The organism is Microbacterium sp. NPDC055521 (assembly GCF_053619695.1).
The window spans coordinates 207,191-222,015 of sequence record NZ_JBSHJX010000003.1; the positions used below are offsets into that span (position 1 = coordinate 207,191).

Annotated in this window: 14 protein-coding genes; 4 read left to right on the forward strand and 10 right to left on the reverse strand. The window is 67.3% G+C overall.

The window, feature by feature from the left end:
* Positions 1-5: 5 nt before the first annotated feature.
* From ACWGSM_RS04550 to ACWGSM_RS04560, 3 genes are read right to left on the reverse strand one after another with little or no spacing between them, the layout of a single operon-like run.
* The gene (locus tag ACWGSM_RS04550; RefSeq protein ID WP_452321776.1) at positions 6-809 is read right to left on the reverse strand and encodes a hypothetical protein; all 804 of its coding nucleotides are present in this window, start codon (positions 807-809) and stop codon (positions 6-8) included.
* Positions 806-1,507: a LuxR C-terminal-related transcriptional regulator gene (locus tag ACWGSM_RS04555; protein WP_452321777.1), complete on the reverse strand. Its 702-nt coding sequence runs from the start codon at positions 1,505-1,507 to the stop codon at positions 806-808. Before ACWGSM_RS04555 ends, ACWGSM_RS04550 begins: the two co-directional genes overlap by 4 nt.
* On the reverse strand, positions 1,495-2,859 hold the full coding sequence (locus ACWGSM_RS04560) for a histidine kinase (RefSeq protein WP_452321778.1): 1,365 nt from the start codon (positions 2,857-2,859) through the stop codon (positions 1,495-1,497). The genes ACWGSM_RS04555 and ACWGSM_RS04560 overlap by 13 nt, the downstream gene beginning before the upstream one ends.
* A gap of 109 nt (positions 2,860-2,968) precedes the next feature.
* Here ACWGSM_RS04560 and ACWGSM_RS04565 point away from each other — a divergent pair, with 109 nt between their 5' ends.
* Positions 2,969-3,691: a VIT1/CCC1 transporter family protein gene (locus tag ACWGSM_RS04565; protein WP_452321779.1), complete on the forward strand. Its 723-nt coding sequence runs from the start codon at positions 2,969-2,971 to the stop codon at positions 3,689-3,691.
* A gap of 71 nt (positions 3,692-3,762) precedes the next feature.
* Here ACWGSM_RS04565 and ACWGSM_RS04570 read toward each other — a convergent pair whose 3' ends face one another.
* The 7 genes from ACWGSM_RS04570 to dnaA all read right to left on the reverse strand — a co-directional run bounded on the left by ACWGSM_RS04570 (position 3,763) and on the right by dnaA (position 13,637).
* Entirely contained in the window at positions 3,763-4,167 is a 405-nt protein-coding gene (locus ACWGSM_RS04570) for a DUF3566 domain-containing protein (protein WP_101188886.1), read from the reverse strand.
* 20 nt (positions 4,168-4,187) lie between these two features.
* Entirely contained in the window at positions 4,188-6,746 is a 2,559-nt protein-coding gene (gene gyrA / locus ACWGSM_RS04575) for a DNA gyrase subunit A (RefSeq protein ID WP_452321780.1), read from the reverse strand.
* Positions 6,747-6,800: 54 nt separating this feature from the next.
* Positions 6,801-8,849 carry a DNA topoisomerase (ATP-hydrolyzing) subunit B gene (gyrB, locus tag ACWGSM_RS04580; RefSeq protein WP_452321781.1) on the reverse strand — a complete coding sequence of 683 codons (2,049 nt, stop codon included), beginning with the start codon at positions 8,847-8,849 and terminating at the stop codon, positions 6,801-6,803.
* 116 nt (positions 8,850-8,965) lie between these two features.
* The gene (locus tag ACWGSM_RS04585) at positions 8,966-9,472 is read right to left on the reverse strand and encodes a DUF721 domain-containing protein (RefSeq protein WP_452321782.1); all 507 of its coding nucleotides are present in this window, start codon (positions 9,470-9,472) and stop codon (positions 8,966-8,968) included.
* Positions 9,456-10,637 (reverse strand): DNA replication/repair protein RecF, encoded by a 1,182-nt coding sequence (gene recF / locus ACWGSM_RS04590; protein ID WP_452321783.1) that lies wholly within the window; start codon positions 10,635-10,637, stop codon positions 9,456-9,458. The genes ACWGSM_RS04585 and recF overlap by 17 nt, the downstream gene beginning before the upstream one ends.
* Before the next feature lie 45 nt (positions 10,638-10,682).
* A complete protein-coding gene (gene dnaN, locus ACWGSM_RS04595; RefSeq protein ID WP_452321784.1) occupies positions 10,683-11,825 on the reverse strand; it encodes a DNA polymerase III subunit beta in 1,143 nt (380 codons plus the stop codon).
* 417 nt (positions 11,826-12,242) lie between these two features.
* Entirely contained in the window at positions 12,243-13,637 is a 1,395-nt protein-coding gene (dnaA, locus tag ACWGSM_RS04600) for a chromosomal replication initiator protein DnaA (protein ID WP_452321785.1), read from the reverse strand.
* 344 nt (positions 13,638-13,981) lie between these two features.
* Between dnaA and rpmH the strand changes: the two genes are divergently transcribed.
* From rpmH to yidD, 3 genes are read left to right on the forward strand one after another with little or no spacing between them, the layout of a single operon-like run.
* The gene (rpmH, locus tag ACWGSM_RS04605) at positions 13,982-14,119 is read left to right on the forward strand and encodes a 50S ribosomal protein L34 (RefSeq protein ID WP_022879826.1); all 138 of its coding nucleotides are present in this window, start codon (positions 13,982-13,984) and stop codon (positions 14,117-14,119) included.
* A 55-nt stretch (positions 14,120-14,174) separates the two neighbouring features.
* The gene (gene rnpA, locus ACWGSM_RS04610) at positions 14,175-14,477 is read left to right on the forward strand and encodes a ribonuclease P protein component (RefSeq protein WP_452321786.1); all 303 of its coding nucleotides are present in this window, start codon (positions 14,175-14,177) and stop codon (positions 14,475-14,477) included.
* The gene (gene yidD / locus ACWGSM_RS04615; RefSeq protein ID WP_313356440.1) at positions 14,474-14,824 is read left to right on the forward strand and encodes a membrane protein insertion efficiency factor YidD; all 351 of its coding nucleotides are present in this window, start codon (positions 14,474-14,476) and stop codon (positions 14,822-14,824) included. The genes rnpA and yidD overlap by 4 nt, the downstream gene beginning before the upstream one ends.
* The last annotated feature ends 1 nt before the right edge of the window (position 14,825 follow it).

Consider the following 14,825-nt stretch of genomic DNA (forward strand, 5'->3'; position numbering starts at 1 on the left):
TCGACTCATTCCGCGGTGCCACCGGGGCGAAGCGTCGCGGATCCGGCGGAGACGCTCCCCGTGATCCGATGCCGGCTGGAGCTGCTCTGATCGAGGCTGCTGTCCAGCGATCCTGCGCTCACCTCGCGGCGCAGGTCGTACTCCTCGTCGGGCAGCGTGAGGTCGAGCGCTCCGGCCGACACCGTGAAGTCGACGCTGTCGGGCACGCTCGTGAGCGTCGAGACCACGCGGCCCGCGCTGATCCGGTATTGCGCGTGCTCGACTCCCCGCAGCTCGACATCGGCGCGCCCGGCGTTCAGCTCGATGTCGAGCGCGCGAGCATCCCCGGCCAGCGCGAGCGACCCGGCGTGCACGTCGACTCCCAGATCGGCGAACTCACCCGCGACGTCGAGCCGGCCGGCCTGCAGGGTGAGCTCCGCATCCACTCCCTCCAGAGCGAGCGGCAGCACGAGTGTCGCCCGCTCGTCGCCTCGCAGCCAGTTCGGACTCCACCAGTCGAACCCGCGATCCGGGCCGCGGACCGTCAGCCGGCCGTCGTCGGAACGCATTCGCCACCCGCCGGTGGACCCGCCTTCGACCCGGAGCTCGGCGTCGTCGACGTCGTCGAACATGATGCGCATGTTCGCCCCGCCCACTTCGACGTCGATCGAGCCCACGCCTTCGACATCCGCCGTCAGCTGCCCCGACTGCGGGCCGATCTGCTGCAGGCCGGTGACGGCGGCGGATGCCGCGGAGCCGAGCATCACGGCCCCGCCGAACGCGGCGATCACCACGGTGATCGCGCCGATGCTCTTCTTCGTGCCGCTCATCGCAGCCCTCCCTGTTCCGTGCGGCCGGCGTCAGCCGAGCCGTGGTTCTCGATATGCGCGAGTGCGGCCAGCACCCGCCGGTTTCCGTCTTCGGGCTCCAGCCCGAGCTTCTGGAAGATCGCGGTGATGTGCTTCTCGACGCTGGCCTCGCTGAGGAACAGCATCCCGGCGATCGAACTGTTCGACTTGCCCTCGGCGATCAGCGCGAGCACCGTGCGCTCGCGCTCGGTCAGTCGCAGCATCCGCTCGTCGCGGTTGCGCCGCGTGAGCAGCTGCGCGACCACCTCGGGGTCGAGCACCGTACCGCCGGCCGCGATGCGCTCGACCGACTCGACGAACTCGGCGACGTCGGCCACCCGGTCCTTGAGCAGGTAGCCGAGGGCGCCGGCCTGCGTCTGTCCCGTCTGGGCGGCGATGAGATCGCTGGCGTAGCGCTCCTCGACATACTGCGACAGCACGAGGATGGCGAGCCCGGGGAACGCTGCCCGGATGGCGAGCGCCGCGCGGATGCCCTCATCGGTGAACGTGGGCGGCAGACGCACATCGAGGATCGCCAGGTCGGGAGCGGATTCCGTGACGGCATCCATCAGGCCGGTCGTGTCGGGCAGCGCCGCGACCACCTCGTGGCCGGCGTCGTCGAGGAGGCGGACGAGTCCTTCGCGCAGAAGAACCGAGTCCTCGCAGATCAGGATGCGCATGGCACGCTCACCTCCAGGCTGGTCGGACCGCCCATGGGGCTGTCGAGACGGAAGGTGCCGCCCGCGCCGAGCACACGGTTGGTGATCCCGTCGAGGCCGCCACCCGGCTGCACCTGCGCGCCGCCCATGCCGTTGTCCTCGACGCGGGCCCACAGCCCGCCGTCGCGGCTGCGCACGACGACGCGGCATTCGCTGGCGCGGGAATGCTTCGCCGCATTGGTCAGCGACTCGGCGATCGCGAAGTAGACCGCCGCTTCCGCGTCGCGGCAGGAGGCGCCGGCACCCGTCGCCGAGGGATCGATGCGCACGTCGAGCTGCACCGGGATGTGCGAGCGGCCGGCCAAGGCCGACAGCGCGGCGTCGAGGCCGCGGTCGTCGAGCACGGAGGTGTGGATGCCGCGGGCCAGCTGCCTGAGTTCGGTGATCGCCGCCTTGGTCGAGGTGTGCGCCTCGTCGATCAGCGCCTTCGCGGCTGCCGGATCCGCGTCGATCTTCTGCTGGGCTAGGCCCAGCGTCATGCCGACCGACACCAGCCGGGGCTGGACCCCGTCGTGCAGGTCGCGCTCGATCCGGGTGCGCTCGAGCTCAGCTGCGCGCACCGCTCCGGCGCGCTGCGCCGTGGTCGTGCGCACCTGAGCGGTGAGCTCAGCCTCGCGACTGGGAATGACGAGTGCTCGACTCAGCACGCGATGCAGCAGTGCGAGGCCGATCATGCCGCCGACGCCGACGATCACACCGACGATGCCGATCAGCGGCGCCCACTCGACGGCGAGATAGCTGCCGAACGGTCCCGCGATGCTGCCCTCTGAAGACAGCGGCGCGAACGCGAAGAAGACCGACCAGATCACGCCCCAGAACACCCGCAGCACGATCGTGCCGAGGATGCACGCGAGCACGAAGTTGAGCATCGTGCGCCACATGCGCCCGTCGATCGACTGCCGCGCGAGGTTCCGCAGCCACCCGCCGAAGCCGGGCCGGGTGCGCTCCCGCCAGCGAAGGTCGGGAAGGTCGGTGCCGTAGAGACTTCCCACCCGGCGCACCTCGAACCACGCGACACCGTAGATCGCGTAGACGACGCCGACGAGGAAGAGCAGGCCGATGCCGAAGACGAACAGCAGCGCGAGCCCGACGCCGAGCACCGCACTCAGTGCGGCGAGCGCCGCCGAGCCGACGGCCCCGAGGGCGGCGAGCTGGAGGATGGTGAGGACTATGCGCAGCGGCGGCCGTGCGGCATCCGCGCTCGGCCGAGTCGCCGCGAGTGCGGGCGCCGCGGGTGCGGGCGCCGCCGGCGGCGGCGCGATGTGCGCGGCCTCGGAACGGCGCGGTGCCGGGGGAGTCGGATTCGTGGTCATGACTCAAAGCTACGGTTTCGCCGGAGCATCCCGACACGGAGCCAGCCAGACATCCGCATTCGGGTTTTCCCTACCCGCAGGCGCGTTCGCGGCGTGATTCACTGACTGCATGAGCGCATCCGACGCAACGCACGACGACGAGCCGCACTCGAGCGGAACGGGGCAGCGACTGAACTGGCTGCGCGCCGGGGTGCTCGGCGCGAACGACGGGATCGTCTCGGTGGCGTCTCTCGTCGTCGGCGTCGCGGGCGCGACCACCGACAATGCGGCACTGCTCGTCGCCGGTCTCGCGGGCCTGGTGGGCGGTGCGATCTCGATGGCCCTGGGCGAGTACGTCTCGGTGAGCAGTCAGCGCGACACCGAGCGCGCGCTGATCGAGAAGGAGCGCGAAGAGCTGCGCACCATGCCATCGGAGGAACTGGCCGAGCTCGCCGACCTCTACCGGCAGCGCGGGCTGAGTGAGCAGACCGCGCAGCAGGTGGCGATCGAGCTCACCGAGCACGACGCGCTCGCTGCGCACCTCGAAGTCGAACTCGGCATCGATCAGCACGACCTGGTGAACCCGTGGCATGCGGCGCTGTCATCGGCGATCTCGTTCACGATCGGGGCGCTGCTGCCCCTTCTGGCCATCTTGCTGCCGCCGCCCGGATGGCGGGTGCCCGTCACCTTCGCCGCGGTGCTGCTCGCGTTGGCCGCCACGGGTGTGATCTCGGCACGGGTGGGCGGTGCGTCACCGGGGCGGGCGTCCCTGAGACTCGTGGTCGGCGGCGCGATCGCCCTGCTCGTCACCTGGCTGATCGGCACCCTGCTCGGCACCACCGGCGTGGTGTGATCGCCCGGAACGACCGGAATGCGAGAAGACCCCCGGGCCTCGAACGGGCCGGGGGTCTTCGCGCAGAGAGACTAGTTCGACATGAATCCGACGAGCAGCCCGCCGGTCACCTTCACCGCCAGGTTGTAGATTCCCGCGATGACCGCGCCGAGCACGGTGAAGACGATGAGGTTCAGGATCGAGACGACCGCGCCGAAGGCCATGATCTGCGGCAGCCCGATCAGGCTCGACAGGTCGATGGCTCCGTCGGTCAGGGTGTCGAGGATCTTGCCGACCTGCGCGATGACGTTCGTCGCCTGCAGCACGAGGTACACCAGGAAGAACGACACCATCGTGACGATCGCCAGCGCCACCGCTCCGAGGAACGACAGCTTCACGGCTGACCAGAAGTCGACGTAGACCAGGCGCAGGCGCACCTGCTTGCCCCCGGTCTTGCGCGTGGACTTCTTCGCCAGCTTGTCAGCGACTGTACTCATCTATCGGTGCTCTCTTCGGATCAGGCTTCGGGAGTGTCAGCGGGTGGCGTGGCGGGCTCGGAGACCTCGATCTCGCCGAGAGACTCGTCATCCTCCTCGATGCCGCGCTCGCTGTTGCGGGCGACGGCGAGGATGCGGTCGTCACCGGACATGCGGGCGAACACGACTCCCATCGTGTCCCGACCCTTCGCCGGCACCTCGGCCACGGCAGAGCGTACCACCTTGCCGCTGGAGAGAACCACCAAGACCTCGTCGTCCTCGGAGACGATGAGACCACCCGCGAGAACGCCCCGTTCGTCGCTCAGCTTGGCCACCTTGATGCCCGTTCCGCCACGCTTCTGCACCTTGTATTCGGCGACCGTCGTGCGCTTCGCGTACCCGCCGTCGGTGACGGTGAAGACGAACGAGTCGTCGTGCACGACGGATGCCGAGAGCAGGCAGTCCTCGTCGTCCTTGAACTTCATCCCCCGCACGCCCTCGGTGGCGCGGCCCATCGGACGCAGCGCCTCGTCGGTCGCGTGGAAGCGCACCGACATGCCCTTCGCGCTGATGAGCAGGATGTCGTCGTCGGAGTCGACCAGCTTCGCGCTGACCAGCTCGTCGGTCTCGCGCAGACGGATGGCGATGACGCCGCCCTGGCGGTTGGTGTCGTAGTCGCCGAGGCGGGTCTTCTTCACCAGGCCGCTGCGGGTGGCGAGCACCAGGTAGTCCTTCGCCTGGTAGTCGCTGATGGCGAGCACCTGGGCGATCTTCTCGTCAGGCTGCAGGGCGAGCAGGTTCGCCACGTGCTGACCCTTCGCATCGCGCCCCGCCTCGGGCACCTCGTACGTCTTGGTGCGGTAGACGCGCCCCTTGTCGGTGAAGAAGAGCAGCCAATGGTGCGTGGTGGTGACGAAGAAGTGCTCGACGAGGTCGTCGGCCCGCAGCTGCGCGCCCTTGACCCCCTTGCCGCCGCGGTGCTGCGAGCGGTAGTTGTCGCTGCGCGTGCGCTTGATGTATCCCTCGCGGGTGACGGTGACGACCATCTCCTCGACAGGGATGAGGTCTTCCATCGACATGTCGCCGTCGAAGCCGTGCAGGATGTGCGTGCGACGCTCGTCGCCGAAGCGGTCGACGATCTCGGTGAGCTCGGTGCGCACGATGTCACGCTGACGGGCTTCGGTCGCGATGATCTCCTTGTAGTCAGCGATCTTCACCTCGAGCTCGGTGGCCTCGTCGATGATCTTCTGCCGCTCGAGGGCCGCCAGGCGGCGCAGCTGCATCTGCAGGATCGCCTCGGCCTGGTCGTCGTCGATGTCGAGCAGCGTCCTCAGACCCTCCCGCGCCTCGTCGACGGTGGGCGAGCGGCGGATCAGGGCGATGACCTCGTCGAGCGCATCGAGCGCCTTCAGGTATCCCTGCAGGATGTGCATGCGCGCCTGCGCCTTGCGCAGCCGGAAGCCGGTGCGGCGCACGATGACGTCGAGCTGGTGATCGAGCCAGTGCGTGATGAATCCGTCGATGCCGAGCGTGCGGGGCACGCCGTCGACGATCGCCAGCATGTTCGCGCCGAAGTTCTCCTGCAGCTGGGTGTGCTTGTAGAGGTTGTTCAGCACGACCTTCGCCACCGCATCGCGCTTGAGCACGACGACGAGGCGCTGACCGGTGCGGTCGGAGGACTCGTCGCGGATGTCGGCGATGCCGGTGATCTTGCCGTCGCGGGCCAGGTCGCCGATCTTCACCGCGAGGTTGTCGGGGTTCACCTGGTAGGGCAGCTCGGTGATCACGAGGCAGGTGCGGCCCTGGATCTCCTCGACCTCGACGATCGCGCGCATGGTGATCGAGCCGCGGCCGGTGCGGTAGGCCTCGTGGATGCCCTTCGTGCCCAGGATCTGCGCGCCGGTCGGGAAGTCGGGGCCCGGAACCCGCTGGATGAGACCTTCGAGCAGCTCCTCACGGGGAAGGTGCGGGTTCTCGAGCGCCCAGAGCGCCGCGGCCGACACCTCGCGCAGGTTGTGCGGCGGGATGTTGGTCGCCATGCCGACCGCGATGCCGATCGACCCGTTGACGAGCAGGTTGGGGAACCGCGCCGGCAGCACGTCGGGCTCCTGCGTCTGCCCGTCGTAGTTCGGCGAGAAGTCGACGGTGTCCTCTTCGATGTCGCGCACCATGTCGAGCGCGAGAGGGGCCATCTTCGTCTCGGTGTATCGCGGGGCGGCGGCGCCCATGTTGCCGGGGGAGCCGAAGTTGCCCTGGCCGAGCGCGAGTGGGTACCGCAGCGACCACGGCTGCACGAGGCGCACGAGGGTGTCGTAGATCGCCGTGTCACCGTGCGGGTGGTACTGACCCATCACCTCGCCGACGACGCGCGCGCACTTCGAGAACGACTTGTCGGGGCGGAAGCCGCCGTCGTACATGCCGTACAGCACGCGGCGGTGCACGGGCTTGAGACCGTCGCGCACGTCGGGCAGCGCACGGCCGACGATGACCGCCATCGCGTAGTCGAGGTACGACCGCTGCATCTCGGACTGCAGGTCGACCTGGTTGATGCGGCCGTGCTCGTGGCCCGCGGTGATGTCGGGGCGTTCTTCGTCAGTCATGTGTGTTCTTTCGATACCGGTCGTTGAGCGAGCGCAGCGAGGCGAAACGCGCTATCAGATGTCGAGGAAGCGGACGTCCTTGGCGTTGCGCTGGATGAAGGTGCGTCGCGACTCGACGTCCTCACCCATCAGCACGCTGAAGATCTCGTCCGCCGCGGCGGCGTCGTCGATGGTGATCTGTCGGAGGGTGCGCGTGGTGTGATCCATCGTCGTCTCCCACAGCTCCTTGGCGTTCATCTCGCCCAGACCCTTGTAGCGCTGCACTCCGGCATCCTTCGGCAGGCGCTTGCCGTTCTCGGCTCCGTGGGCGAGCAGCGCATCGCGCTCGGCGTCGGAGTACACGTACTCGTGCGGCGCGTTCGACCACTTCAGCCGGTACAGCGGGGGCATCGCGAGGTACACGAAACCGGCCTCGATGAGCCCGCGCATGTAGCGGAACAGCAGCGTGAGCAGCAGGGTGGTGATGTGCTGGCCGTCGACATCGGCATCCGCCATCAGCACGATCTTGTGGTAGCGGGCCTTCGCGATGTCGAAATCCTCGCCGATGCCCGTGCCGAAGGCCTGGATCATCGCCTGGACCTCGCGGTTGCCGAGCGCCTTGTCGAGTCGCGCCCGCTCGACGTTGAGGATCTTGCCGCGCAGCGCCAGGATGGCCTGGGTGTGCGGGTCGCGTCCCTGCACCGCCGAGCCGCCGGCCGAGTCTCCCTCGACGAGGAAGATCTCGCTGATCGACGGGTCCTTGCTCGTGCAGTCCTTGAGCTTGTCGGGCATCGCGGCCGACTCGAACACGCTCTTCCGGCGGGCGGTCTCGCGGGCCTTGCGGGCGGCGAGGCGGGCGGTCGCGGCATCGATCGCCTTGCGGATGATGTTCTTCGCCTGCTGCGGGTTGCGATCGAACCAGTCGCCCAGCTGATCGTTCACGATCTTCTGCGTGAACGCCTTAGCCTCGGTGTTGCCGAGCTTGGTCTTCGTCTGGCCCTCGAACTGCGGCTCGCCCAGCTTGATGGAGATCACGGCCGTGAGGCCCTCGCGGACGTCGTCTCCGGAGAGGTTCTCGTCCTTCTCCTTGAGCAGGTTGTTCGCCCGGGCGTAGCGGTTGACGAGGCTGGTCAGCGCGGCGCGGAAGCCCTCTTCGTGCGTGCCGCCCTCGTGGGTGTTGATCGTGTTGGCGTAGGTGAACACGTTTTCGGTGTACGACGTGGTCCACTGCATCGCCAGCTCGAGCGAGATCTTGCGCTCGGTGTCCTCCGACTCGAACGCGATGATCTCCTCGTTGACGACCTCGGCCTTGCGCACCTTGTTGAGGTACTCGACGTAGTCGACCAGACCGCGCTCGTAGAGGAACACCTCGCCCGGCTGGCGGGTGACGACGGTGCCGTCGACCTCGTCTTCGAGAGCGGATGCCGGACGCTCGTCGCGCAGCGCGATGCGCAGTCCCTTGTTCAGGAACGCCATCTGCTGGAAACGGGTGCGCAGCGTGTCGTAGTCGAAGTCGACCGTCTCGGTGAAGATCTCAGGGTCCGGCCAGAACGTGATGGTCGTGCCGGTCTCCTCCGTCGGCTCGCCCTTCTCGAGCTGCTGCTGCGGAGCGCCGCCCTCGGCGAACCGGTGCCGCCAGACGAAGCCCTTCTGCCTGACCTCGACGTCGAAGCGGGTCGAGAGCGCGTTGACCACCGACGAGCCGACGCCGTGCAGACCGCCCGAGACGGCGTAGGCGCCGCCGCCGAACTTGCCTCCCGCGTGCAGGATCGTGAGCACGACCTCGACCGTCGACTTGCTGGGATCGGAGGAGTGCGGATCGACAGGGATGCCGCGGCCGTTGTCGACCACGCGCACCGCGCCGTCTTCGAGAATGGTGACCTCGATGTTGTCGGCATGACCGGCCAGGGCCTCGTCGACCGAGTTGTCGACGATCTCGTACACGAGGTGGTGCAGACCGCGCGGCCCTGTGGAGCCGATGTACATGCCGGGCCGTTTGCGGACGGCTTCGAGACCTTCGAGGATCTGGATCTGGTCGGCCCCGTAGTCGCCGGAGACCTTCGCGGAGCTGTTCTCGGTCGGCGCGTTCGTCGAAGCGTCGTCGGCGTTGTCTTCAGGCGTCATCAGAAATGGTTCTCCACATCGAAAGTAGTACCCATTCTAGCGGGTTGCGAAGGTCGACATGCGCCTCAAACGCCGTGTGATCGCTTCTGAGCGCTTGAGGGTGCGGCCGTGGTGTCCTACCCGTAGGTGTCCCGCGGGCCCCGCCCGGGCACAACCCGCGGACCCCATTTCCACGACGGCACGTCCGGTCCGATGAAGCGGATGTTCTGCACGCCGGCATCGGGATACCGGGTGGTGATCTCGGTCATGATGACCGCCCGCATGAACTGCAGGTTCTTCGCCCATGCGGTCGAATCGCACTTCACCGTGAGCACCCCGCGCTCGAGAGACACGGGTTCGGAGTGCTTCGCCGTGTCGGCGCCGGCGAGCTCGGCCCACTGCCTGACGAGGTCCTCGGCGGCGAGGGTCTTCTCCCACCCCGAATCCTTCGTGAGCTTCGCCAGCACATCGCCGAGCATGCCGGGATCGCGCCCCTTGGTGAACGGTGCGTTGTCGTCATCGACCTCGATGCGCTTCCTGCGCTTCCAGTTCTTCGCGCTCGGCTTGAGCCCGCGCAGGCGCAGATAGGTCGCGATCGTCTCGGGAGGCTGCGGCCCTTCGACCGGCTCAGGGACCCGGGTCATCGGCATCCTCCCTCTCATCGCTGATCGTGCCGGCGCTGATCCGCACGACATGACGGTGCAGCGGCTCGGGGATGTCGGCCTCGACCGCCGCCGTGACGATCACCTGCTCGTATCCCGCGGTCAGCGCCGCGAGGCGCTGACGGCGGTCGGCATCCAGCTCGGCGAACACATCGTCGAGGATCAGCACCGGGTCGCCGGCCGGGGACTCGGTTCGCAGCAGCTCGGCGGATGCCAGGCGCAGAGCCAGCGCGACCGACCACGACTCACCGTGGGAGGCGTAGCCCTTCACCGGCAGATCGCGCACCCGCAGGATGAGATCGTCGCGGTGCGGACCGACGAGTGTGAGACCGCGGTCGATCTCCTTGCTGCGCTTGGCCTGCAGCGCCGAGCGGAACTGGTCGGCGATCTCGCCGCGCGGATCTGCGCCGGCGTCGACCTCGTCGTCGGAGTCGTCCTCGGGAACCGCCCCACGCACCGACAGCGCCCATTCGAGCTGCGGACGGTGGTCCGCACCCGCGATCGCCGCATAGGCATCGGCCACCGGACCCTGCAGGTCGGCGGCGAGCCGAAGTCGCGCGTGGATGATCTCCGAGCCCAGGGCGATGAGCTTGTCGTCCCACACATCCAGGGTCGACAGCCCCTCGCCGCGCACGCCGCGGGCGCGCGCCGACTTCAGCAGCGCCGTGCGCTGGCGCAGCACCCGCTCGTAGTCGGCGATCACGCCGGCCATGCGCGGCATGCGCTGAATCAGCATCTGATCAGCGAATCTTCGGCGTGATGACGGGTCGCCGCGCACGATCTGCAGGTCTTCCGGGGCGAACAGCACGACGTGCGCATAGCGGGGCAGCTCGTTGGTCTTCGACGGGGATCCGTTGATGCGGGCCTTGTTCGAGCCCTGCCTGTTCAGCTGCACCTCGACGAGAACCTTGCGCTCTCCGTGCGCGAGACGCGCCCGGATGACGGCGAAGTCCTTCCCGTCCTTGACCAGCGGGGCGTCCGACGACACCCGATGCGAGCCCAGCGTGGCGAGGAAGACGATCGCCTCGGCGAGATTCGTCTTGCCCTGACCATTGCTGCCGACCAGCACGTTCGGACCGCGGTGCAGAGCCAGGTCAGCGGTCGCGTAATTGCGGAAGTCGACCAGGTTCAGGTGCTCCACAATCACCGCTTCAGCCTACCTTCGGGCCCCGACATCGGCCCCTGCAGAACCTCAGCGCAGCAGGAGGTTCGGCTGCAGCAGGTACTTGAACGAATCGAGTCCGGCCTGGTCGACCGAGGTCTGGCTCGTGATGAGCACCGGGCTGAGCTTGTTCGCGTTGTCGCTCGACGTGAATGTGACGCGGGTGAACTCGCTGCGAACAGCGCCGAGAGCCTCGAGCAGGTACTGCGGGTTGAGACCCAGGGTCACCTCGTCGCCGCCGTTCAGGTGCGCGTCGACCGACTCGGATGCCCGTGCCTGCTCGCTGCCCGAGGCATCCATCGTCACGCCGTCGGCGCCGAAGGTGAATCGCAGTGGTGCCGAGCGGTCGAGCACCAGCGCGACGCGGCGGACGGCCTCGATGAGCTCCGCCGTGTTGACAACCGCGTAGTGGTCGGTCTGCTCGGGGAAGAGCCGGCGCACGGGCGGGAAATTGCCCTTGATCAGCAGAGAGGTGACGGTCTTGTTGCCGGCGGTGAAGGCGATGATCTCGCGATCCCCCGCGCCCGAGAAGGCGACCTCGATGGTGCCCGCGTGAGCGAAGGTCTTGCCGACCTCGGTGAGGGTGCGCGCCGGGACCAGCGCGGACTGCTCAGCGACCTCGCCGTCCCACGGCACGTCGCGCAGCGACACGCGATAGCGGTCGGTGGCGACCAGGCTGAGGTTGTGATCCGCGACCTCGAGCTGCACGCCGGTGAGCACCGGGGTGACGTCGTCGCGCGATGCGGCGAAGGCCACCTGGGCGATCGCGGTCGCGAAGTCCTCGGCGGGGACGACACCGGTCGATCCGGTGACCTCGGGGATCGAGGGATATTCCTCGACAGGCATAGCCGCAAGGGTGAAGCGCGCCGATCCGCAGGTGACGGCGATCCCGCCGTCATCCTCGACGGCGATCTCGATCGGCGCGTTGGGCAGGCGGCTCGCGATGTCGGAGAGCAGACGTCCGTGCACGAGGATCGTGCCGGGCTCGTCGACCGTCGCCTCGATGGTCGTGCGGGCGGAGGCTTCGTAGTCGAATGCCGAGAGGGTCAGTCCCTCACCGGATGCTTCGATCAGCACTCCGGCGAGGATCGGCTGCGGATTGCGCTGCGGGAGCAGCTTGACGACGAAGGACACAGCCTCGCTGAACACATCGCGGTTGACCTGGAACCTCACGGGCGCTCCCTCGTTGCCTCGGCTCACTGCAGTGGGCGCACTGCAGGCGATCCCATGCTAGCCGCAGGAGACGAGCGCTCCACCACCCGAATTGCGAGATCGGCGCCGGTTCGTCCACATCTCTCTGGTCATCGGATGAGCCCTGTCCAGATGGAATTCTCTTAACGGTGTTAACAACTGTGGATTCTGTGGATAACTCGGTGGATATCAGCGGGGAGTAGGAAACTACACACGTGTCAGATGTGGAATCCCTGAGGAATCCGCGGGATACGGAGGTGTGAGCCTTTCGAGCGTCGACGCCGGTTATCCACAGGTGGGTGGTGACGGAGGCATCCGGACGCGAGGGTTTCCACAAGTTATCCACAGGCCCTGCGGAGAACCGTCGCGATTTCCCCTGGGATCAGGCGTGTCGCACGATCAGCGACGGCTGATCTGGGTGGTGATCTCGGTGACCTGGTTGTACAGCGATCGACGCTGCTTCATGAGTTCGCTGATCTTCTTGCAGGCATACATGACCGTGGTGTGATCGCGGTTGCCGAAGAGCTGACCGATCTTCGGCAGTGACAGGCTCGTGCGCTCCCGGCACAGGTACATGGCGATCTGGCGTGCGGTCGCGATCTGCTGCGAACGGCTGGATCCGTAAAGGTCGTCGACCGTGAGCTTGAAGTAGGCCGCCGTCGCCGTGATGATGTCGGTCGGCGAGATGATGTTGTCTTCAGTGGTGTCCACGATGTCGCGCAGCACCGTCTGGGCCAGTGAGATGTCGAGCATCGAGCGGTTCAGGCTCGCGAACGCCGAGACCCGGATGAGGGCGCCCTCGAGCTCGCGGATGTTCGACGAGACCACGGTCGCGATGTACTCGAGCACTTCGTCGGGGATGTGCAGCGACTCGCTCTGCGCCTTCTTGCGGAGGATCGCGATGCGGGTCTCGAGATCGGGCGCCTGGACGTCGGTGATCAGGCCCCACTCGAAGCGGCTGCGCATGCGGTCTTCGAAGCCGGTGAGCAGCTTGGGCGCGACATCGCTCGTGATCACGACCTGCTTGTTGTGGTCGTGCAACTGGTTGAAGGTGTGGAAGAACGCCTCCTGGGTCTCGGCGCGACCCTGCAGGAACTGGATGTCGTCGATGAGCAGGATGTCGACCTCGCGGTACCGGCTCTGGAACGCGGCGCCGCGGTTGTTGGCGATCGAGTTGATGAAGTCGTTCGTGAACTCCTCACTCGAGACGTATCTGACCTTCACACCGGCGTAGAGGGACTGGGCGTAATCCCCGATCGCATGCAGCAGGTGGGTCTTGCCCAGACCGGAATCGCCGTAGATGAACAGCGGGTTGTACGCCTTCGCCGGGGCTTCGGCGACCGCGACCGCGGCGGCGTGGGCGAAGCGATTCGACTGTCCGATGACGAAGTTGTCGAAGGTGTACTTGGGATTCAGACGTGATTCGTGCCGCAGGGGAGCAGGCTGCTGCTCCATCGGCGACTCGATGCGCGCCGGCTCGGCGATCGCGAAGTCCGAGACGGCGATCGGTGCGGTCGGCTGGTCGACGAGTTCGTGGTTCACGACCGTTCGGTACGAGGTGACCTCGTCGCCGATCGCCGAGAGTGCCTCCATCATGGGCACACGCAGCCGCTTGTTGATCTGCGCGGCGGTGAGGTCGTTGGGAACGTCCAGGTACAGCACGCCGCCCATGATCCCCGCCGGCACGACCAGGCTCAGGAAGCCATGCAGCTGGGGACTGACTCGATCATCGCCGGCGAGTCGCTCGAGCAGGGTCGACCAGATGGGCACATCGGGATGGGCGGCAGAGGTCATGGTGCTCCGGGCGAAGTTGTGGAAAACGCGCCGTAAAGCGTGATCTTCCCCTGTGGATAACGTCGGATGCCACGGTAGTCACCGGTGGGGTTAACAGCAAGCCGCCCGCGTAAACACGCGGGTGTGTCGCGTGAGACGGAGATCTTCACAGTTGTGGATAATGGGTGTGCGCAACTCGACGGTCGCGGCACCGCGATCGGATGCGTCAGGCCATGGCATCCGGAGGCGGATTTGCCCTGCGTGGCGGCAGGTCGTACCCTTAATCGGTTGACTTATGCCATTTTAGGCAGTACCCCCCGTCTCCGGTTGATTCGACCCGGTGACACCATTCCCGGAGTGATTCCATGAGCAAGCGCACTTTCCAGCCCAACAACCGTCGTCGCGCCAAGAAGCACGGCTTCCGCGCCCGCATGCGGACCCGCGCCGGCCGCGCCATCCTGTCGGCTCGCCGCGCGAAGGGCCGCACCGAGCTCTCGGCCTGACCGCCCAGTGCTCGCCCGGCCGAATCGACTGACTCGCGGTGGCGACTACCGACAGGTGGTCCGCCGGGGAACGCGGTGCGGCGGACCACGCCTGATCACCTCGGTGCTCGTCGGCGCGGAGCAGCGGGCACCCCGGTTCGGCTTCATCATCAGCAAGCAGGTAGGAACCGCCGTGGTTCGCAACACCGTTCGCCGACGCCTCAAGGCAGTGTGCGCGGAGTTCATCGACATGGTTCCTGAGGGCACGGATGTCGTCATCCGTGCCCTTCCTGCATCCGCTGACGCGGATTTCTCCTCCCTCCGCACCGACGTCGAGCGCTGCCTGCGTCGCGTTCTCGTCGGATCGGCGCCGACATGAGCGCGCTGCCCTCCTACGCGTTCGGAACGGCGCGGTTCCGGGCATCCGATCTGCTGCGCGGCATCCTGTTGCTGCCCCGCAATCTCGTTCTCGCATTTCTCGCGCTGTACCGCGCGGTGATCTCCCCGCTCTATGGGGATGTGTGCAGGTATTACCCGTCCTGTTCCGCGTACGCTGTAGGAGCGGTTCAGCAGAACGGCGCCGTGTGGGGAGCAGTGCTCTCGGCCTGGCGCATCCTGCGTTGCAATCCGTGGAGCGCGGGCGGCGTCGACGACGTCAAGCCCCACGCTCGTTTCCGATACGACCTGACCCCGCGCGGGTTCGTCGTACCCGCTCGAAAGGACTGAA

What these genes read in the sequence shown, in the direction of transcription:
- ACWGSM_RS04550 (WP_452321776.1), bottom strand. Translation starts at nt 809, where the DNA reads ATGAGCGGCACGAAGAAGAGCATCGGCGCGATCACCGTGGTGATCGCC.
- ACWGSM_RS04555 (WP_452321777.1), bottom strand. Translation starts at nt 1,507, where the DNA reads ATGCGCATCCTGATCTGCGAGGACTCGGTTCTTCTGCGCGAAGGACTC.
- ACWGSM_RS04560 (WP_452321778.1), bottom strand. Translation starts at nt 2,859, where the DNA reads ATGACCACGAATCCGACTCCCCCGGCACCGCGCCGTTCCGAGGCCGCG.
- ACWGSM_RS04565 (WP_452321779.1), top strand. Translation starts at nt 2,969, where the DNA reads ATGAGCGCATCCGACGCAACGCACGACGACGAGCCGCACTCGAGCGGA.
- ACWGSM_RS04570 (WP_101188886.1), bottom strand. Translation starts at nt 4,167, where the DNA reads ATGAGTACAGTCGCTGACAAGCTGGCGAAGAAGTCCACGCGCAAGACC.
- gyrA (WP_452321780.1), bottom strand. Translation starts at nt 6,746, where the DNA reads ATGACTGACGAAGAACGCCCCGACATCACCGCGGGCCACGAGCACGGC.
- gyrB (WP_452321781.1), bottom strand. Translation starts at nt 8,849, where the DNA reads ATGACGCCTGAAGACAACGCCGACGACGCTTCGACGAACGCGCCGACC.
- ACWGSM_RS04585 (WP_452321782.1), bottom strand. Translation starts at nt 9,472, where the DNA reads ATGACCCGGGTCCCTGAGCCGGTCGAAGGGCCGCAGCCTCCCGAGACG.
- dnaA (WP_452321785.1), bottom strand. Translation starts at nt 13,637, where the DNA reads ATGACCTCTGCCGCCCATCCCGATGTGCCCATCTGGTCGACCCTGCTC.
- rpmH (WP_022879826.1), top strand. Translation starts at nt 13,982, where the DNA reads ATGAGCAAGCGCACTTTCCAGCCCAACAACCGTCGTCGCGCCAAGAAG.
- yidD (WP_313356440.1), top strand. Translation starts at nt 14,474, where the DNA reads ATGAGCGCGCTGCCCTCCTACGCGTTCGGAACGGCGCGGTTCCGGGCA.